This window comes from Halalkalicoccus paucihalophilus, assembly GCF_001593955.1.
In the GTDB taxonomy this organism is placed as follows: Archaea; Halobacteriota; Halobacteria; order Halobacteriales; family Halalkalicoccaceae; genus Halalkalicoccus; species Halalkalicoccus paucihalophilus.
The window spans coordinates 764429-783255 of sequence record NZ_LTAZ01000004.1; the positions used below are offsets into that span (position 1 = coordinate 764429).

Consider the following 18827-nt stretch of genomic DNA (forward strand, 5'->3'; position numbering starts at 1 on the left):
TCAGATCATGAGTGCCCGCAACTAGTGACACTTCGCGAGATCCTCGTCGCCGTCGCCGCCGGCGTCGTCCAGGGGTTCGTCGAGTGGCTCCCCATCTCGAGTTCGGGCAACCTCTCGCTGTTCCTCACGGCGCTGGGGACAGCCCCCGACATCGCCGTGCGACTCGCGCTGTTCCTCCAGATGGGGACGACGCTCTCGGCGACGATCTACTACCGCGGGACGATCCGTGATGCGATCGCGAACGCCCCCGGCTGGCGACCCCGACGTGCCTTCGCTGACGCCAACGCCGAGACCTCGTTTATCATCGTCGCGACCGCGATGACCGGGCTGGTCGGGATCCCGATCTACATTACCCTGATCGATCTGGCGAGCGACCTGACCGGCGGGGCGTTCGTCGCGCTGATCGGCTTCCTGCTCGTTTTGACCGGCCTGCTCCAGCGGGCGACCGACGCCGTCTCGCTGGGGGATCGGGGAACCCCCTCGCTCGTGGACGCGATCCTCGTTGGCGCGTTCCAGGGCGTGACGATTCTTCCGGGGATCTCGCGCTCGGGAACCACCGCGAGCGTCCTCCTGTTCCGCGGCTACGAGGGGCCCGCGGCGTTTCGCCTCTCGTTCTTGCTCTCCATTCCGGCCGGGATCGGGGCGGGTCTGTTGATCCTCGCGGACGACGGTTTGCCGACGACAGGACTGGAGGCACTCGTCGCGCTGGCCGTGAGCGCGGTCGTCGGCTACGCGATGATCGACGCGATCATGCGGGTCGTCAACGAGGTGGCGTTCTGGTTCGTCTGCGTCGTCCTCGGCGGGCTGGCGGTGCTGGGCGGCGGGCTAACGATGGTCATCTGAGCGTGCCGCGAGGACACAGAGCAACACGAGCGCGCCGAGGGTCGCGCCCCCTGCGTTGACGAGCATATCGAGGTAGCTGAACGTGCGATAGGCGATCGGGTACTGGAGACACTCGATCAGGACGCCGTAGGAGCTCGCACTCGCGATCCCCGTTCCCGACCCACGAACCGGAGGCTGGCGGACGAGAAGCGCGACACCGATCAGCGCAGCGAGTGTCGCGTAGCCGAGGAAGTGAAACACCGCACTCGTCGAGATCCCGCCGCCCTCCTCGGGAACCGCGCCCGGGATCGGGACGATCGAGGCGACGAGGATCGCGCCCGCGAGCAGCGCGACGGGCGTCCAGCGAGAGGGGGTCCTCATTCGAGCGGCGCGAGCTCTATCGGAGCGTCCGCGAACGTCCGGAGTGCCTCCGCCTCGATGTGATGGAGGTCGCCCGGCACGACCAGCAGGTGCAGCGGCCCGCCGAACTCCCGCTCGGCGAGTTCCGAGAGGGCGTCGGCCGCGACGACCGGGTCGGGGCTACCGGCGCGACAGACCGCGACCGCGAGGGTGTCGGGGTAGGCCTCCGAGAGCAGGTCGGCGGCGATGTCGGCGGTCATGTAGTCCCCGCGTTCCTGCTTTATATCGAGGTAGACGAGCGTGTGCAGACCCCGATCGCGGTTGTCGTCGATCGTGTTCGTGACGCTTGCGGGCAGACCCTCGGCGCCGTGGGCGTAGGGAAAGGGCAGGGTCGTCGCGGGGCCGAAGCGGTAGTTCTGGAGGCCGGTCAACGAACTGGCGGCGGCCTCGGCGGTCGTGCCGTGGACGATTCGAGTGTCGATTCCTCGGTCTGCGGCCCGGAGCCGCAGGTCGACGTGGGTCGTCGAGACCATCGGGTCGCCCACGACCAGGAAGGCGACGTCCTCGGATTCTGCGGCCGCGAGCATTTCCTCGGGGTCCTGCTCGACGCCCGCCCGATCTCGGAGTTCGATCCCGATGCCGTGTTCGGCTTCGAGGGTTTCGACGTCGGTACCGATCAGTCGGCTGGTGTACTGCTCCATGAACGCCCGGTCAGCGCCCTGGAGGGCGTCGCGGCCTTCGACGGTGATCGAACGCTCGTCGTAGAGGCCGAGGCCGATGAACGTGAGCATACTCGATCTGGGAAAGCCGACGGGTTAAGCGACGCGTTCGATCGAAGCGCCAACGGTAAATCGGTCGGTCGGCTGGGTTCGGTATGGAGGTTCCCTGCGTCCGCGTTCGGCGGGCCGAGGGCGAGAGGACCCGTCGTGAACTGGCGGAGGCGGACCTGATCGCCGACGGCTACGAGATCACCGTCGAGGACGGCTGGCTCTACATTCCTGTAATCGACTCCGAGGCGGTACCCGAGGAATTCGCCCTCGTCGAGCGTGAAGCACCCGACCGCGAGACCCAGACGACGCCCGCGGACCTGCTCGGGTTCGACCCCTCCTACGAGCGTCTCGGCGACATCGTCATCCTCGACGAGGACGATCCCGAGCGCGCCGCGCGGATAGCCCGTGCCGTCGTCGAGTCGGACCTGCCCGTCGAGACGGTGTTGAACAAGGCCTCGAAGGTGAAAGGCGAGACACGCGTGCGTGACTGGGAGGTACTCGAAGGCGAGAGTACCGAGACCGTCCATCGCGAGTACGGCTTCGAGTACGCGCTGGACCTCGCGGCGGTCTACTTCTCGCCGCGACTCGCGACCGAGCGCCATCGGGTCACCGAGCAAGTAGGAGGGGACGAGCACGTCTTCGATATGTTCGCCGGGGTCGGGCCGTTCGTGGTCCCCGCGGCGGCCCGCGGTGCGGAGGCAGTGGGTGTCGACATCAACGACCGGGCCGTCGAGTACCTCCGCGAGAACGCCGGGCGAAACGACGTCGCCGAGCGGGTGACGGCCGTTGTTGGCGATGTCCGCGACATCGTCGCGGACGCGGAATACGACGGCTGGTCCGACCGGATCGTGATGAACCTCCCGCACAGCGCCGAGGAGTTCCTCGACACTGCCGTCTCGCTCGCCAACGAGGAGTGCGTGCTCCACTACTACGACATCGCACACGACGAGGACCCGTTTGGACCGGGCGAGCGAGCCATCCGCGAGGTCGCCGAGGGTGCGGGCTACGCGGTCGACGTCGAGACGCGCCACGTCGTGCGTTCGTACGCTCCCCACGAACTGAACGTCTGTCTCGACGTCCGCCTCACGCGGTCGGCGTGATTCACAACCCTTAAAACGGTCTTGGCGGTTAGTTATGAACGCGTACAAGTCCCGTCCGCCGGTGTAGCTCAGCTGGCAGAGCGATTCCTTCGTAAGGAATAGGCCGAGGGTTCAAATCCCTCCACCGGCTCTTCCTATCGAACGAAGCGAGGATTGAAGAGCCACGCGTGGTGGGAGTGAATCAGGGAATAGAGCGAACGCGAGCGGAACGACCGTGGTTCACAATCCCCGCCACCGGCTTCGATACTCCTCGTTTGAGAGCTATACCGAACAGAGGGTTCAACGATATAACGAGAGCCCCACCGATCACGGAGAGTGGAATGTCACGGATTCATTAGCTCCCGGTGGGAAACCGGGTTGTGGTAGCGATACGGTCCGTCTGGTTGGATCCGTCCCGTCGTCGGTGGCTACTGTGGGGGATCCTTGCACTCGCATTTCTTCTGGTGAACGTCTACCGGCTCTCGACGGCGGTTATCTCGGGGGAGTTGATGAATGCGCTCGGAACCACGGGCGCTCAACTCGGCACGCTCCACGCGGTCTTCTTCCTCGTGTACGCACTGATGCAGATCCCGACGGGGATCCTCGTCGACCGCGTCGGCCCCCGACTCACTGCCGCGGGTGGAGCGGTCGTGATGAACCTCGGTGCGATCTGGTTCGCGCTCGCGACCACCTACGGGTCCGCGTTCGGCGGTCGGCTCCTCATCGGACTCGGCGGGAGCGCGATCTTCGTCTCGCTGCTTCGTTTCTGTGCGAACTGGTATCGCGTCGAGGAGTTCGGGACGATGAACGGGGTGAGTTTCGCCGTCGGCGGGATCGGTGGCGTCCTCGCGACGACGCCGTTTGCCGTCGCCGTCGAGCTCGCCGGTTGGCGAACGACGCTGCTCGGACTCGGGCTGTTCGGGCTCCTCGTCGCGGGCGCGACGGTGGCGCTCGTGCGTGACTCCGCCGAACGCGCGGGACTGCCCCCCATCGAGGACGTTCCGGAGCAGTCGCGACTCTCGATCGCGGAGATCCGCGAGTTCACCGGTCGGGTCACCGCCGACCGGTGGACGTGGGCCGCCTCCGTCCTGCTGTACTGTACCGGGGGCGTGAACCTGACGCTCGTGGGTCTGTGGGGGATTCCGTACGTCGTGCAGGTCTATGGGGTGTCGGTCACGACCGCATCGACGATCACGTTACTCGGTGGCGTCGGTGCCGTGGTGGGCCCTCCGGCGTTCGGACGGCTCTCTGATACGGCGGACCGTCGGACCGAGGTTATCGTCTGTGGCGCTGTCGTCCATACGTCCGCAGTGGGACTCGTCGCTGTGGTCGGCGACCCGCCGCTGCTCTTGGTCGGAGTCGTGTTCTTTCTCCTCGGAAGCCTGTTGGGTGCGTTCGTACTGACGTATCCGATGATTCAGCGCCGCTACGACGACAGAGCAAGCGGTATCGCGCTGGGCACCATCAACGGGGCGTCGTTCTTCGGAGCGGCCTCGTTTCCAACCCTCATGGGATGGGCGCTCGATATCTACTGGACCGGCGAGTATATCGACGGAACCCGCGTGTACACGATGACGGGGTATCGGGTCGCCTTCGGGATCGGCGCCGCCGCAGGCATCGTCGCAATCGGGTGTGCACTCTGGCTCCACCGCCGGAGCGAGAAGCGGACATAGCTCGTCCACACCCGTGCCGAACACGGGGTTAGCATCCATCAAATGGAGTGGAGTGAGCGATAATCGATGTCCAACACACCGGCGTTGATTTTTGCGGTTTGGTCACCGCTTAACTATCAGTACCTGTGTCCTCTATCGAATCGCGGACGCCCGTGTAGCGTACTGCGAACCGTGGGGTGTCGTTCGGCTCGAACGGCAATCCTCACGGTCCGGAAACGGCCACCGGCCGCTTCTCTCATGTTTCGTTTGGTTGCCCCCGAGCGACATCGCCTCGCGGAGCGACCGCGAATAAGGAACCGACCGAAGCGGTCGTCTCGACGACCATATCGGGGATCCTCGATCGGCTCCATCGTCGATTCTCCCGGCCACTCCGACCGAATGGACACGTCCGCCAGTCACGTTAGTTCCTCGTTTCAGCGAAGGGAAATTACTATGATGCTGGGCGTCGTGGGTTTCGATGCCAGAGGTCACACCTCGATTGACGGTCGACGTTGCGCACTCTGGCGCTGCGATCTCTCTTTACACGAGGGCGACTTCCGTGACCCCAGTTCGGGTCACGACGCGCTCGTTATCACCTGTATATGTATATTGCTCTCGACGGTACCAACGAGTGCTGGTACGCGCCAGCAACGGGATAGTGATACCCGATGCCTCCCCGCCTCAACCGGCGGGGTTTCCGTGCTGCGGATTAGCGATGGTCGTAGACCCGTCGTACCTTTCCGATTTCGGTTCGTTCGATCTCCCCCGCCTCGACGAGCGCCAGCGTATCCGGCGAGAGCGAGAGCACGCTCTCGAGTCGCTCGCGCATCCGTTCTTCGAGGACCTCGCGGTCGCCGTCGAACCCGGCATCGATCTCGACGGTGATCCCGATGGTGTCGAGTTCTCCCTCGCGTTCGAGGTCGATCCGATAGTGGGGTGCGACCGCGTCGAACTCGAGCACGACGCTTTCGATCTGGCTCGGATAGACGTTGACTCCACGGACGATCAGCAGGTCGTACGCTCGTCCGGTGACGTTGTCCATCCGGACCATCGTCCGCCCACACGCACACTCTCCGTACTGTAGCGTGGTGAGGTCGCCGGTCCGATACCGGATGATCGGCAGCGCCTCCTTGGTCAGCGCTGTGAGCACGAGTTCGCCCTCCTCGCCCGCCGGAAGGGGGTCGCCGGTCCTCGGATCGACCACCTCGGGATAGAAGTGGTCCTCCCAGACGTGGAGCCCGTCCTGTACTTCCTGACACTCGTTTGAGACCCCCGGCCCGATGATCTCGGAGAGACCGTAGATGTCGACGACGGTCGCGTTGAGGGCGGCTTCGATCTCTTCGCGCATCGGTTGGGTGCAAGGCTCCGCGCCGATGATCACAGTCGAGAGTGCGAATTCACGGGGATCGACCCCCGACTTACGTGCCGTTTCGGCGAGATACAGGGCATAGGAGGGGGTACAGGTCAGGACGTCGCTTTCGAGGTCTTCCAACAGTTCGATCTGGCGTTGCGTCTGACCGCCGCCGATGGGGATGACGGTCCCGCCGAGGCGTTCGACGCCGTAGTGAACACCTAATCCACCCGTAAAGAGACCGTATCCGTAGGCGTTCTGGACGGTGTCGCCGGGCGAGACGCCGGCGGCCGCGAGCGACCGGGCCATCACCTCGCTCCAGAGGTCGAGGTCGCCCTCAGTATAGGCGACGATCTTCGACTTCCCGGTCGTGCCCGAGGAAGCGTGGATCCGGCGGATTCGCTCGTCGGAAACGGCGAACATCCCGTCGGGATACGTCTCGCGTAGGTCCTCCTTGGTCGTAAACGGGAGCCGCGAGACGTCCTCGATGGAGTCGATGTCGTCCGCACTCACACCGGCGTCCGCGAGCCGCTCGCGATAGAACGGGACGTTCTCGCTCGCATAGGCGACGGTCTCGCGGAGGCGATCGCTCTGGAGGGACGTCAACTCGTCACGCGAGATTGCCTCTCGATCATTGTAAATCATCAACGAACGTGCGCGGGCGGCCCCGAAAAAGGTTGCTCCGGTGGCGCATCGGGTAGCGGCCGTCGTTGCGTCTCACTCGTCGATCCGTACCCCTTCGGCGAGCGCGACGATCGCTTCCTCTTCGCCCGGAAGGACGCGTGGATAGATCCCGAAGACGACGACGAACTCCTCTTCGCCCTCCGCGAGTGCGGTATGGACGAACACGTCGATGCCGACGCCCATGAACGTCGCCTCGCCCTCGAACGTCGAAAGGGCGAGTTCTTCCCCGAGGATCCGAACGGGCCGGCGATCGATCTCCGGCCCGATCGAGAGCTCCTCGTACTGCGATTGGGCCTCCGCTGCGATCTCACGATTGGTCATGTCCTCGACGGGGTTGAAAGTCCGGCCGAGCACCGAGACGGCGGGCGTACAGAGCGTCGCGAAGACGGCCCCTCGGGCCTCGCCGAGCGGTCCCATGTCGATCGGCCTGTGATACTCGATCACCCGATTGACGACTTCGACTTCGCGGCTCTGACCCGCCACCTCGAACGTCCGCGTCTCCACCCGCTCGTCCGTGGTACCGAGTTCGTATCCTGTCTCCCCGAGGGTCTCGTCCGCGACCGGGGCGGGCGGGGCGACGAACCTCGCCGGCTCCCCGTTCAGAACGTCGAGACAGCCGCCGCTCCCCGCGAACGCGAGGGCGGCGAGCGAACAGAGGCCGCGGCGGGTGAGCACCATCACTGTCGGGAAATCGTGATCGAATCGCATTAAACGCCGTGGGCTCACTCGAGCGGGGCGAGCGATTCGGCGAGCGTCGCAACGCGTGTCCGTTCGCCCTTGAGCCGACGCGGATGGGCCCCGACAAAGATCACGAAGTCCTCGTCGTTGGTCGCGGTCCCGACGTGCGCGTGGACGTCGAGTTCCGTTCCGCCCACCGCCGCCCGTCCCTCGAACGTCGAGACGTCCGCCGTCTCGTCGAAGACGGTCAGTTCCCACTGCGCTACTTCCTCGCCGATCGAGAGGTCGTCGTAGTTCGACCCGAGCTCCGTCGCGATCCGGCGGGGATCGACGCGCTCGCCGGGATGGAAGGTCCGACCGAGGACCTCGAACTGTGGCGCCGCGAAGGCGATGAACGTCGCCGCCCGGACCGTTCCCAACACGCCCAGATCGACGCCCCTGTCGCACTCGACGACGACGTTCTCCAGTTCGAGCTCCCGGGTCGTATTACCGATCTCGATCGTCTCGGAGAGCGGTTCCGTCTCGGTGCTCGTGTGTCGATAGCCCGTCTCCGCAAGCGTCCCATCGCTTGGACGGACGCCGACCGCCTCGAACGCCAGCGCGTCCTCACCGCGAACGAACCCGAGACAGCCGGCCGTCCCGGCCAGCCCCGCCAGCACGCCCGCGCCGAACGCCCGCCGTGTGTAGTTCATACCTTCTCATAATATTCCAGATAAAATAAGTGTCTAGCGTTGTATATTTCTACAACCGGTAGGTCGTCCCGTCTCCTTCGTCCTCCACCGTCACCCCGAGCGCTTCGAGGTCGTCGCGCAGTTCGTCGGCGCGCTCGTAGTTGCCGGCCTCGCGTTCGTCCTCGCGCACGCGCAGGACGAGTTCGACGAGTTCGTCCGCGATATCGACCCGTCCCTCGCCTTCCGAGACGAACGACAGCCCGAAGACACCCTCGCCCAGTTCCTCGACCGTCTCGATGGCCCGTCGCAACCCCCGGTAGTCGTACTCGTCGTGGGTATCGACGTGGCGGTTGACCGCGTTCGCCAGCGAGAGGAGCGCGGCCATCGCCGGTCGGACACTGAAATCGTCGTTCATCGCCCGCGTGAACTCCTCACGGGCCTCGGAGACGGCCTCCCGGAGGTCCTCGTCCTCGACTTTCGTCCGGGCATCGGGGCTGTCGGCCGCTTCGGTCGCCCGTTCGTATGCGCGTTCGAGGCGCTCGAATCGCTCTTCGGCCTCGGCTATCGCCTCCTCGGAGAACGTCTGATTCGAGTCGTATTCCGTCGAGAGGTAAAAGGAGCGCAGCACGTTCTGCCCGAACTCCTCGAGCGCCGCCGAAACGGTAAAGAAGTTGCCCAGGCTCGAACTCATCTTCTCGCCTTTCGTCTCGAGCAGGCCGGTATGGAGCCAGTACTTCGCGAAGCGCTCGCCGGTGGCGGCCTCGCTCTGGGCGATCTCGTTTTCGTGGTGCGGGAAGACGAGGTCGTGCCCGCCGACGTGGATGTCGATGGTCTCGTCGAGGTGTGTCATCGCCATCGCCGAACACTCGATGTGCCAGCCCGGGCGTCCCTCGCCCCACGGCGAGTCCCACGTCTCGCCTTCGGGGGGACGGTCGTGGTCGACCTTCTCGTGTTCGCGGATGGCGCTCTCAGAAACGCCGCCCGCTTTCCAGAGCGCGAAATCCGCCGGATGGCGTTTCTCGCCCCGTTCATCGGGATCTCCCTGGGCTTCGAGATCCTCGAGGCGCTGGTTCGAGAGCTTCCCGTACTCCTCGAAACTCGTGACGTCGAAGTATACCGATCCGTCGGTCTCGTAGGCGTGGCCCGCCCCGATCAGCCGCTCGATCAGTGCGATGATCTCGGGGATGTGTTCGGAGACGCGGGGGTAGACCGTCGCCCGCTTCAGGTTCAACCCGCGCATGTCGGCGATCGTCCCCTCGATGAAGCGACGCGCCACCGCGAGTTCGGAGTCGCCTAACTCGTCCTCGCCGATCCGGGAGGCGATCTTCTCGTTGACGTCGGTGAAGTTCTCGACGTGGCGCACCGGGTAGCCCTCGTGTTCGAGCCAGCGGTGGATCACGTCGGCGTGGACCCACACCCGGGCGTGTCCGAGGTGGGCGTCGTCCGAGACCGTCAGCCCACAGACGTACAGCAGTACCTCCTCGTCCGTCGGTTCGAACGCCTCGCGCTCGCCTGAGAGCGTGTTCGTCACGGACAGCATCACCCGATAGATCGCCGGGCGCGCCTTTCAACCCGTCGGTCGGCTCCGTGAGCGGATCGCCACAGCTGTCCGCGCCCGACGGGTATAAACACCTATTGTGGAGAAACGTGCATCATGAGGGAATGAAGTCGGTGCGACCGGCGGAGGGGCCGATCCGCGTCCTCCACGTCGACGACGACGAGGCGTTCTTGCGGCTCACTGAGACGTCCGTCTCGGAGATCGATCCCGCTCTCCAGTTCAGGCAGACGACCGATCCGACGGCGGTGCTCGACCGTCTCGAAGACGACGGGATCGAGTGTGTCGTCAGCGATTACCGGATGCCACAGCTTACGGGCGTCGAACTGCTCGAGCGCGTTCGCGAACACGACTCGGACCTCCCGTTCGTCCTCTTCACCGGTCAGGGCAGCGAGACGGTCGCCAGCGAGGCCATCTCGGCGGGCGTAACCGACTACGTCTCGAAGGGAGGCGGGCTCGAGGGGTTCGAACTGCTCGCGAACCGCGTTCGCGGCGCGGTCGAACAACGCCGCCTCGAACAGTCGCTCGTTGCGACCCGTGAGGGCTACGAGAAACTCCTTGAGGCGGCACCCGACGCGATCCTCGTCGTGGATGCCGAAACCGGCGTCCTCCTCGAGGTCAACACCGCCGCCGAGGAACTGTTCGGTCGCCCGCGCGAGGAACTCGAGGGGCTCCACCAGACGGAACTGCACCCCGAGGACGACCGCGAATACTATCGAGACGTCTTCGAGGAGCACGCCGGATCGAGCGGCGTGATCCGCGACAAGCGAGAGCTGTCGGTGCTCCACGCCGAAGGCCACGAGATCCCCGTCGAGATCAACGCCACGACGCTGGAACTGGGCGATCAGCGGCTGGTACAGGGGATCTTTCGGGATTTGCGCGGTCGGGAGTGACGGCCAGAAGGGCCGACCGGGAGTAAGCCCTATGGCCGTGCCGTCGCTAGATCGAGTATGCAGGCACTCGTCATCGTCGGCCACGGGTCGCACCTCAATCCTGGCTCGTCGACACCCACCTTCTCGCACGCCGATACGATCCGCGAGACGGGGGTCTTCGACGAGGTGCGCGAGGCCTTCTGGAAGGAGGAACCCTCGTTCCGGGAGGTGCTCAGAACCCTCGAAAGCGACGAGGTCTACGTCGTTCCGCTCTTCATCAGCGAGGGATACTTCACCGAGCGGGTGATCCCCCGCGAACTCCGACTCGAAGGCTGGGACGTCTCGGCGTGGGACTCCGAGGACGGCGTCAGCGCCACCTACGCGACCTCGCGTGCGACGGACGTCGAAAAGACGGTCCACTACTGTGGACCTGCGGGCACCCACGACTCGATGAGCGACGTGATCGTCCGGCGCGCCGAGTCGATCACCGGGGAGTCCGACATGGGAGCGGGCTTCGGGCTCGCGATCGTCGGCCACGGAACCGAGCGAAACGAGAACAGCGCGAAGGCGATCCAGTACCACGCCGATCGGATCCGTGAGTCGGGTCGCTTCGACGAGGTGAAGGCGCTGTTCATGGACGAGGAGCCCGAGGTCGACGACGTCACCGAGTTCTTCGAGAGCCCGGACGTCGTCGTCGTTCCCCTCTTCGTCGCCGACGGCTTTCACACACAGGAGGACATCCCCGAGGACATGGGGCTGACCGACGACTACCGGACGGGCTATGAGATCCCCACGGAAGTCGATGGACAGCGGATCTGGTACTCCGGCGCGGTCGGCACCGAGTCGCTGATGGCCGACGTGTTGCTCGAACGCGCCGCCGAGGCCGGAGCGGACGTACGCGGGGTTGACGACTGGACTCAGAGCGAACCCGAGGGGGTCGCGGACGACTGATGAACGCGCCACAGCTCGACGCGCTCGTCGCGAGCGCGTCCGATGGCATCGAGTTCGACGGGCTCTCGGTTTCGGGGAACGGCCCGTACACGGTCGGGATCGTCGGTGAATCCAGAGCGGTCGAGGAGGCCGGACTCAGGGAGTTCGCCGAGGCGAACCCGTGGCTCGTCTCGAACTGGTACTACTGGACGCGGGTGGTCGGCACGGGGGGTGCGCGCTACGACTTCCTGCGGTGGGTCGAACGCGCCGACGAGCGCGACGTGAGCGAGCGCTACGAGGCGCTCTCGACGGGCGTCTCACGGAGCTGGGGTCAGCTTCGGATCACCGCCGAACTGGGGGAAGACGGCAAACGCCGCTACGCGCTCCGGCACGTCGACGACGCCGATAACACGGATCTCGAGGGCTACGAGGACCCGCTCGACGCGCGCGGACTCGTCAAGTACGACGATCGGGGGCGGTATCGCCCCCTCTCGACCGCGCCGACCCTGCCGACCGGCTGGGAATACCCCGATCTCAGTGGGGAGGACCTCGTTCGCACGGTCGACTTCGTCTATCCCGCGACGGTCGCGAACTGGCACCGCGAGCGCGAGGGCGAACTCGACGTCACGCATTTCCGTGAGACGGCCGAGCGCCAGTCGGGCATCTACGAGATCGTCTCCCAACTCTCGGTCGAAGAGATCGAAGCCGCCGCCGAGACCTGCTGTGTCGACTCACAGTGTCTCAAGCGCCGGATGTGGGACGAGGACGAGGAAATTGACCTCGACGTCGAGCGGGGCGACGGCGAGTTCCCCTGTCGGGAGCCGTGTTCGCTGTTCATCACCGCCGCCCGGAAGTTCGTCACGCTCGGACGCGAAGAGACCCGACGGTACGAGTTCGAGCTCACGCCCACCGAGAAGGAACAGGTCGAGGAGATCATCGACGCGGTCGCGGAGGGGAGAACCGAGGAGATCCGCGAGGCCGACATGAACGAGGGGGCCAACCGGTATCGGGCACGGTACCTCCGGGCACGACGGATGACCGAGGAGGGACTGTCGGGCACGCCGACGTATCCCGAGGATCAGGAGCTATAGAGCAGCGCGGCCGCGGCGGCAATCGCCACGAGGACGATCCCGACGCCGAGGATCACCGCGGGATTGCCCGCGATCAGCGAGCCGATCACGACGAACAACAGCGCGAGGACGACGAGTGCGCCCGCAGCGAGCGCCCGCGCGGGAACGCCCGTCTCGGGTTGCTGGGCGGGCGGATCGCGCTGGCGTGGCTGTGGCTTCGAGAGGCGCTCGTCGACCTCGACGGGTTCCTTTTCGGGGGTCTCCTCGGGCGGGATCAGCGAGACGTCGATCACCGCCGTCTCGGCGCCGTAGCCGGTGACGATCTTCAGGCGGCCGCTGACCGGGCGGCTCCGCTGGTCGACCGTGGCCTCGATCCGGCGGGTGCGTCCGGCCTCGACGAAGTGGTTGCCGCCGTCGAGCGAGATCGCGTCGGCGAGGCCGTCGTCGACGTTGAGGTGGACGTGGGTCGCCGAGCCGTGGTTCGTGAGTTCGATCGCGAAGCTCTCGCTGGTTTCGAACTCCCGGAGTTGGGGCTCGATCGAGTGGACCGACCGACGGTTGATGTCGACGGGCAGCGTCCGGACCACGGTCTTCTACGCCGTCGCGTCCTCGCGCATGTCCGGCGGCAGGAGGTTCGGGATGCCGTCCTCGATCGGGTAGACCTCGCCACACTCCGTACAGGTCAGCGTTCCCGAGACGATCTCCTCGCCGTCGCGCTCCTCGACGTCGAGTTCGAGGTCCGCCTTGTCGATCGGACAGCAGACGATCTCCATCAGCGACTCCTTCATCGACCCTCACCTGCGGCGTACATGGCTCGACCGAGGGTTGCGGGTGGGAAAAGTATGACGGGTTCGCGCCGAGCGAACTATGTCGCTGCGCGATAACCCCCGGGTATGCCAGACGGCGTCGTCCTCGCCGGCGGCCGCTCGACCCGCTTCGGCGAGGTGGACAAGGCGACCGCCGACCTCGCCGGCACGCCGATGATCCGCCGGGTCGGCGACCGCCTCGAAGGCGTGACCGACCGATTGGTCGTGAACTGCCGGGACGACCAGACCGCGGCCGTCGAGGAGGCGTTCGGGGACTATCCCAACCCCGTGGAGATCGCCGAGGACCCCGACCCCGACGAGGGTCCGATGGCGGGGATCCGGACGGGGCTCCGGGCCACCGAAAGCGAGTATGCCTTCGTCGCGGCCTGCGACATGCCCTTCGTCGAACCCGCGCTCGTCTCCCGTCTCTTCTCGCGCGCCCGTGGTCACGACGCCGCGGTCCCTCGAGTGGGCGACGGCTGGTTTCAGACCACCCACGCCGTCTACCGTGCCGACGCGATGGCCGACGCCTGCGAGCGCGCGCTCGCGGCGGGCGAGCGGAAGGTGATCGCTCCGCTGGAGCACCTGAACTACGTCGTGATCGACGAGACGGAGGTCCTCGAATACGCTACCCTCGACACCTTCGAGAACCTGAACACCCGAGAGGAGTTCGAGCGGGCGGCCGAACGGTTCAGATGACGTCCACGACCTCGCTCTCGGCCATCCGCGCGAGCACCACCCGCTCGACGTCGGCCCGCTCGTGGATCCCGCGGGCGATCTCGCGGGCCACCGCCTCGTCCTCGCCGTCGTCGACTTTGTTCAACACCGGGATCACGGTCGCGTCGTCGGGAACGTCCTTCAACCCGCCGTCGGGACTCGCGAGTACCGCTGCAACCGCTTCCGGCGTGATCTCCTCGCCGAGGTCGATCCCCGCGATGGCGGCGACGCGTTCGGGCCGGTGGACGACGCCCTCCGTGAAGGGCTCGCCGACGGCGTGGACGCTCGCGATCGGGAGGACGGTGTCCGTATTTTGTGGAAGCTGTGGCTCCCGGTCGTCGGGCGCCTTGAACTCGCGCATACGTGCCCCGTCGGCCTTCACGAGAACGGGTACCTCCGTCTTCCGGGCGAGTTCCTCGATGACCCCGCGATTGTACCCCCGATAGCGGTCCTCGAACTCGCGTTCGGGCACGACGCCCAGCGGCCACTCGTCGTTTCGGTCGATCACGCTCGCTGGATCGTCGGTAACGACGATGCGCCCGACGTGTGGATCGAAGATCGGAATTCTGACCGTGGCGGTGACGACCGCCCGGTCCAGCGCATTCGCGAGTGCATAGAGCGTCGTCTTCTTCCCCCCCGCTCCGACGACGCAGGTTAGCCCCTCGGACGGCAACGCCTCCGTAAGCTCCATAGCCGCTCTACCGCATCCGCTCGGTTACCGGTTGTGGTCCCCCGGTCGACAGTTGTTAGCTAATAGTAGTTAGTTAACAATCATGATTATGCCCCTCGCCGTCCACCCGCTAGTCGGGACAGTCAATGTCAATGAATGCCGTGGTCTATCAGGGACCGCACGACGTGGCGGTAGAGGAAGTGGACGAACCCGAGATCGAACACCCGAACGACGTGGTGATCGACATCACGACGACGTGTATCTGCGGGTCGGACCTCCACATGTACGAGGGGCGTACCGACGCCGAGCCGGGGATCGTCTTCGGCCACGAGAACATGGGGATCGTCGACGAAGTGGGGGAGGGCGTAAGCACTCTGGAAGAGGGCGACCGGATCGTCCTGCCCTTCAACGTCGCCTGTGGATTCTGTCAGAACTGCGAGTCGGGCTACACGGGCTTCTGTACGAACGTCAACCCCGGTTTCGCGGGCGGGGCCTACGGCTACGTCGCAATGGGGCCGTATAAGGGCGGACAGGCGGAACGGCTGCGGGTTCCATACGCGGACTTCAACGCGCTGAAGCTCCCCGAGGGCGACGAGCACGAGGACTCGTTTTCGCTTCTGGCCGATATCTTCCCGACGGGCTGGCACGGTACCGAACTCGCGAACCTCCAACCGGGGGAATCGGTCGCGATCTTCGGGGCCGGCCCCGTCGGTGCGATGGCCGCCTACAGCGCCCACATCAAGGGTGCCGCCGAGATCTACACTGTCGACCGGGTGCCGAGCCGACTCGACGCGGTCGAGGAGAACTGCGGGGCGATCCCGATCAACTTCGAGGACTCGGATCCGGTCGAGCAGATCAAGAACGAACACGGTGGCATGGTCGACAAAGGCGTCGATGCCGTCGGGTATCAGGCGATCGACCCCGAGACCGACCCCTCGGACGACGCCTACGACCCGGCGAGGGAGAACCCCGCCGTGGTCCTCAATCAGTTGATTCAAGTCGTTCGTCCGACCGGCGAGCTCGGGATCCCCGGACTCTACGTCCCCTCGGATCCCGGTGCGCCCGACGAGATGGCCGCACAGGGGAGGTTGGGAATCGACTTCGGGAAGTTCTTCGAGAAGGGCCTGAAGTGTGGCACCGGCCAGTGTAACGTCAAGCAGTACAACCGCGCCCTCCGTGACCTGATCATCGAGGGCCGCGCCGATCCCAGCTGGATCGTCTCCCATCGTGTCGGGCTCGACGAAGCCCCCGAGATGTACGAGGCGTTCGACAACCGCGAGGAGGGCGTCACGAAAGTCCTTCTCGAACCCTGAGTCCGTCGGCGTAACGACAGCAGCTATTTTTTCGAACGCTACCCGCGGAGCCACGCCTCGGGATGGCGCTCGCGCAGGTGGTCCTGATAGGCCACGACGACCGCCGAGTGCGAGCCGGCGGTGACGGACCACTCACAGCGCTCACACCGACCGAGGAGTACGTCCTCGCCGACTCCAACCGACCGGTTCGGTTCGTCCATGCTGTCTAGTGGCTCTCTACGGACCTCTCCCTGTCGCTCCGGGCCGGGTCGCGCGGCAACCGTTATACTCGCGGGCGCTCAAAAGGGGTTCATGTGCAAGTACTGTGGCTACAACACCCACGAGGGATGGGATCGGCTCCTCCAGTACGATGCCACCTATCAGGGTAGCCGAAAGCGGGCGGAGAACTACGGCTTTCACGAGTCCTGGGACGACCTGCGCGAGCAGTTCGACACCGACGATTAGGGCGGAAACGGGTCGGAAACGCCCGCCAGCCCCGATTCGCGCTCCTCGTCAGTTAACACCGCATCGTCGAGCGTTTTCCTGATCCCCGCCTCGTCGAGCTCCGTCCCGATGAAGACGAGTTCGGTCCGCCGTTCGTCCTCGGGATGCCACTCGCCGATCGGCCCCGCCTTGATCGACTCCCCGGCGAGGTTAAAGCCCATCACTTGCTCGCGCCCGCCCAGCCGGAAGATCCCTTTCGCCCGAACGATCCCCGAGAGCGACTCGAATGCCTCGTCGAGGCGCTCGGGGTGGAACGGGCGTTTCTGGCGGTAGACGAACGACTCGACGCCGAGTTCTTCAGCAGGGTGCGTGTGACCGTGTTCCACGCCGGCGAGTTCGCGCTTCCAGCCGACGTGACGCTGGGCCTCCTGCAGGTCGAACCGTTCGGTTCCGAGCACCCGCCCGGGATCGATCTTCGAGTGGGCCGTCCGGACGATCCCCGCGCGCGGCTGGAGGCGTTCGATCACGGCCTCGATCTCGTCGAGCTTTCCTTCCTCGACCAGGTCCGTCTTGTTGAGAAGCAGGAGGTCGCAGAACTCGATCTGGTCGATCAGCAGCTCGGTCAGCGGGCGGTCGGATTCTTCCCCCTCTGCCTCGGGGATCTCGCCCGCGTCGAACGCCCGCTCGAACTCCGCGGCGTCGATCACTGATACTGTGGTGTCGAGGCGAAAGCCCTCGGGAGCGTCCCCGTCGTCCGCACCGCCTCCCCCGCCCCCGGTGAAGGTCCGGGCGACGGGGATCGGCTCGCTGATCCCCGACGACTCCACCAGCAGGTAGTCGAACTGCCGGGAGTCGGCCAGTCGAGTCGCCTCGGTCAGCAAGTCCTCGCGCAACTCACAACAGATACAGCCGTTCGAGAGGTCGACGATCCCTTCCTCGTTTCCCTCCCGCGCGATTAGGTCCGCGTCGACGTTGACCTCGCCCATGTCGTTAACGATCACCGCCACCTCGTATCCCTCGCGGTTCGTCAGGACGTGGTTCACCAGCGTCGTCTTCCCGGCACCGAGCGAGCCGCTGACGACCGTCACCGGTATCGGTTCCGTCATACGTGACCAACCGGCGGACCGAGTAAAAGCGTGTCGCGCTCGACGGGCTACTCGCCAGCCATGAGCGTACCCTCCTCACGGTCGAGACGCTCCATCGCGAGCCAACAGTTGGTGATCGGGTGGTAGCCCGGCTCCACCTCGGGCCCGTGATCCGGCTCGGGCAGTTCGCCCTCGCGGGTGAGTCGCTCGTACCAGTTGCCGTATCGGGGATTGATCAGATGGGTGGTGGCGTACTCCCAGAGCCGGTCGTACCACTCCAGATACGTGGTGTCGTGCCGGGCCAACAGCGCGCTCGCGCCGATCGCCTCGGCGTGGGCCCAGCCGTATTTGTCGTCGACGATCGGTTTTCCCGAGCTCTCGACCGTGTAGTAGAGCCCTTCATACTGATCGTCCCAACCCAGATCCATCGCGGCGTCGAACAGCTCCATCGCGCGCGTGAGAAGCCACTTCTCCTCGCGATGCTCGGCGAGCAGACAGAGCAGCTTCGCCCACTCGGCGTGATGCCCCGGCTGGTAGCCCGGCGGGCGGAACTGATGGTCCGGTTCGTCTTCGTTGTACGAGAGGTCGTGTGCCCACGAGTCGGTGTAGTGCTCCCACAGCAGGCCGTCGGTCTCCGCGGCGAGTTCGCGGGCGAAGCGCTCGGCGACCGTGTAGGCTCGGTCGAAGAAGTGTTCCTCTCCTGTAACCTCGCCCGCGGCCAGTAGTGCCTCGAGGGTGTGCATGTTCGCGTTCGCCCCGCGATAGGACGAGAGCTCCGACCAGTCGGGCGAGGCCCGGTCGGCATACAGCCCGTGGTCGGGCTCGAAGAAACGTTCCTCCAGAACCTCGAAGACTCGATCGAGTTCCTCTCGCCCGCCGGGAATCTCTGCCTGGTGGGCCCGCGCACCCGCAAGCAGCGCGAACGCGTGGCCGTAGCAGTAGCGCGTTCGGTCTACTGGCACGCGCCCGTCGAGCAGCCAGTCGTAGCCCCTCTGTTCGGGATCCCAGTGAACCGTCGAGAGGAATCGCAGGCCGTGTTCGGCGGCCGTGCGACACCACTCAGGTCCGTCGGCGAGGGTACCCAGGGAGAAGTTGTTGACCGCGCGGGCGGTCGCGACGAGGTGCTTGCTTCGCGAGTCGTAGACGTATCCCTCCCGTTCGTCGAGCTGGGCGACGTAGCCGCCGGTACGAACGTCGATGCAGTCGGGATAATAGAAGTTCAGGACGTCCCGAAACGCGTGGTGCAGTCCCTCGTGGGTGCGATAGACGTTCATACCGATAGCCGACCCGCGAGGGACATAGCTGTCGGGGATCGAATC

Annotated in this window: 21 protein-coding genes and 1 tRNA gene; 10 read left to right on the forward strand and 12 right to left on the reverse strand. The window is 65.6% G+C overall.

Annotated elements, in window-relative coordinates; genetic code table 11:
- Positions 1 to 24: 24 nt before the first annotated feature.
- Complete coding sequence (locus HAPAU_RS09155; RefSeq protein WP_066381807.1) at positions 25 to 843, forward strand: undecaprenyl-diphosphate phosphatase; 819 nt, start codon at positions 25 to 27, stop codon at positions 841 to 843.
- On the opposite strand, the gene HAPAU_RS09160 is transcribed toward HAPAU_RS09155, so the two are convergent.
- Both HAPAU_RS09160 and dph5 read right to left on the reverse strand, forming a co-directional pair.
- A complete protein-coding gene (locus tag HAPAU_RS09160; protein WP_066381809.1) occupies positions 826 to 1203 on the reverse strand; it encodes a VanZ family protein in 378 nt (125 codons plus the stop codon). The genes HAPAU_RS09155 and HAPAU_RS09160 overlap by 18 nt on opposite strands.
- Positions 1200 to 1973 carry a diphthine synthase gene (gene dph5, locus HAPAU_RS09165; protein ID WP_066381811.1) on the reverse strand — a complete coding sequence of 258 codons (774 nt, stop codon included), beginning with the start codon at positions 1971 to 1973 and terminating at the stop codon, positions 1200 to 1202. Before dph5 ends, HAPAU_RS09160 begins: the two co-directional genes overlap by 4 nt.
- Before the next feature lie 83 nt (positions 1974 to 2056).
- Between dph5 and HAPAU_RS09170 the strand changes: the two genes are divergently transcribed.
- From HAPAU_RS09170 to HAPAU_RS09180, 3 genes are all read left to right on the forward strand, one after another.
- Complete coding sequence (locus tag HAPAU_RS09170; protein ID WP_066381813.1) at positions 2057 to 3052, forward strand: class I SAM-dependent methyltransferase; 996 nt, start codon at positions 2057 to 2059, stop codon at positions 3050 to 3052.
- Between the two features lie 57 nt (positions 3053 to 3109).
- Positions 3110 to 3182, forward strand: a tRNA-Thr gene (locus HAPAU_RS09175).
- Between the two features lie 229 nt (positions 3183 to 3411).
- Entirely contained in the window at positions 3412 to 4704 is a 1293-nt protein-coding gene (locus HAPAU_RS09180) for an MFS transporter (RefSeq protein WP_245634062.1), read from the forward strand.
- A 688-nt stretch (positions 4705 to 5392) separates the two neighbouring features.
- Here HAPAU_RS09180 and paaK read toward each other — a convergent pair.
- The 4 genes from paaK to cysS form a co-directional block, all read right to left on the reverse strand.
- On the reverse strand, positions 5393 to 6679 hold the full coding sequence (gene paaK, locus HAPAU_RS09185; protein ID WP_066381818.1) for a phenylacetate--CoA ligase PaaK: 1287 nt from the start codon (positions 6677 to 6679) through the stop codon (positions 5393 to 5395).
- 72 nt (positions 6680 to 6751) lie between these two features.
- Positions 6752 to 7426: a DUF6517 family protein gene (locus HAPAU_RS09190; RefSeq protein ID WP_245634063.1), complete on the reverse strand. Its 675-nt coding sequence runs from the start codon at positions 7424 to 7426 to the stop codon at positions 6752 to 6754.
- Positions 7427 to 7440: 14 nt separating this feature from the next.
- On the reverse strand, positions 7441 to 8088 hold the full coding sequence (locus tag HAPAU_RS09195; protein ID WP_066381820.1) for a DUF6517 family protein: 648 nt from the start codon (positions 8086 to 8088) through the stop codon (positions 7441 to 7443).
- Between the two features lie 49 nt (positions 8089 to 8137).
- Positions 8138 to 9610 (reverse strand): cysteine--tRNA ligase, encoded by a 1473-nt coding sequence (cysS, locus tag HAPAU_RS09200; RefSeq protein ID WP_066381822.1) that lies wholly within the window; start codon positions 9608 to 9610, stop codon positions 8138 to 8140.
- 119 nt (positions 9611 to 9729) lie between these two features.
- On the opposite strand from cysS, the gene HAPAU_RS09205 reads away from it, so the two are divergent.
- Genes HAPAU_RS09205 through HAPAU_RS09215 form a run of 3 tightly spaced genes read left to right on the forward strand, consistent with a single transcriptional unit; the run spans position 9730 to position 12515 of the window.
- Complete coding sequence (locus HAPAU_RS09205; protein WP_066381824.1) at positions 9730 to 10515, forward strand: PAS domain S-box protein; 786 nt, start codon at positions 9730 to 9732, stop codon at positions 10513 to 10515.
- 57 nt (positions 10516 to 10572) lie between these two features.
- Complete coding sequence (locus HAPAU_RS09210) at positions 10573 to 11445, forward strand: CbiX/SirB N-terminal domain-containing protein (RefSeq protein WP_066381826.1); 873 nt, start codon at positions 10573 to 10575, stop codon at positions 11443 to 11445.
- Positions 11445 to 12515, forward strand: coding sequence for a DR2241 family protein (locus HAPAU_RS09215; RefSeq protein ID WP_066381827.1), 1071 nt, complete (start codon positions 11445 to 11447; stop codon positions 12513 to 12515). The genes HAPAU_RS09210 and HAPAU_RS09215 overlap by 1 nt, the downstream gene beginning before the upstream one ends.
- On the opposite strand, the gene HAPAU_RS09220 is transcribed toward HAPAU_RS09215, so the two are convergent.
- Together HAPAU_RS09220 and HAPAU_RS09225 are read right to left on the reverse strand one after the other, a co-directional pair.
- On the reverse strand, positions 12503 to 13081 hold the full coding sequence (locus HAPAU_RS09220) for a DUF7524 family protein (protein ID WP_066381829.1): 579 nt from the start codon (positions 13079 to 13081) through the stop codon (positions 12503 to 12505). The genes HAPAU_RS09215 and HAPAU_RS09220 overlap by 13 nt on opposite strands.
- A 6-nt stretch (positions 13082 to 13087) precedes the next feature.
- Positions 13088 to 13282, reverse strand: a complete 195-nt coding sequence (locus HAPAU_RS09225; protein ID WP_066381831.1) for a methytransferase partner Trm112 — start codon at positions 13280 to 13282, stop codon at positions 13088 to 13090.
- Positions 13283 to 13387: 105 nt separating this feature from the next.
- Here HAPAU_RS09225 and HAPAU_RS09230 point away from each other — a divergent pair, with 105 nt between their 5' ends.
- Entirely contained in the window at positions 13388 to 13999 is a 612-nt protein-coding gene (locus tag HAPAU_RS09230) for a molybdenum cofactor guanylyltransferase (protein WP_066381833.1), read from the forward strand.
- On the opposite strand, the gene yqeC is transcribed toward HAPAU_RS09230, so the two are convergent.
- On the reverse strand, positions 13992 to 14708 hold the full coding sequence (gene yqeC, locus HAPAU_RS09235) for a selenium cofactor biosynthesis protein YqeC (RefSeq protein ID WP_066381834.1): 717 nt from the start codon (positions 14706 to 14708) through the stop codon (positions 13992 to 13994). The genes HAPAU_RS09230 and yqeC overlap by 8 nt on opposite strands.
- A 131-nt stretch (positions 14709 to 14839) precedes the next feature.
- On the opposite strand from yqeC, the gene HAPAU_RS09240 reads away from it, so the two are divergent.
- On the forward strand, positions 14840 to 16000 hold the full coding sequence (locus HAPAU_RS09240; protein WP_066381836.1) for a glutathione-independent formaldehyde dehydrogenase: 1161 nt from the start codon (positions 14840 to 14842) through the stop codon (positions 15998 to 16000).
- A gap of 38 nt (positions 16001 to 16038) precedes the next feature.
- Here the strand turns inward: HAPAU_RS09240 and HAPAU_RS21635 are convergent, their stop codons facing one another.
- Positions 16039 to 16200, reverse strand: a complete 162-nt coding sequence (locus tag HAPAU_RS21635; RefSeq protein WP_169802636.1) for a hypothetical protein — start codon at positions 16198 to 16200, stop codon at positions 16039 to 16041.
- A gap of 91 nt (positions 16201 to 16291) precedes the next feature.
- Here HAPAU_RS21635 and HAPAU_RS19665 point away from each other — a divergent pair, with 91 nt between their 5' ends.
- Complete coding sequence (locus HAPAU_RS19665) at positions 16292 to 16444, forward strand: hypothetical protein (protein WP_169802637.1); 153 nt, start codon at positions 16292 to 16294, stop codon at positions 16442 to 16444.
- Here the strand turns inward: HAPAU_RS19665 and HAPAU_RS09245 are convergent.
- Both HAPAU_RS09245 and HAPAU_RS09250 read right to left on the reverse strand, forming a co-directional pair.
- Positions 16441 to 17529, reverse strand: coding sequence for a CobW family GTP-binding protein (locus tag HAPAU_RS09245; protein WP_066381837.1), 1089 nt, complete (start codon positions 17527 to 17529; stop codon positions 16441 to 16443). The two genes, HAPAU_RS19665 and HAPAU_RS09245, sit on opposite strands and share 4 nt — an antisense overlap.
- Positions 17530 to 17576: 47 nt before the next feature.
- On the reverse strand, positions 17577 to 18782 hold the full coding sequence (locus HAPAU_RS09250; protein WP_066381838.1) for an AGE family epimerase/isomerase: 1206 nt from the start codon (positions 18780 to 18782) through the stop codon (positions 17577 to 17579).
- Between the last annotated feature and the right edge of the window lie 45 nt (positions 18783 to 18827).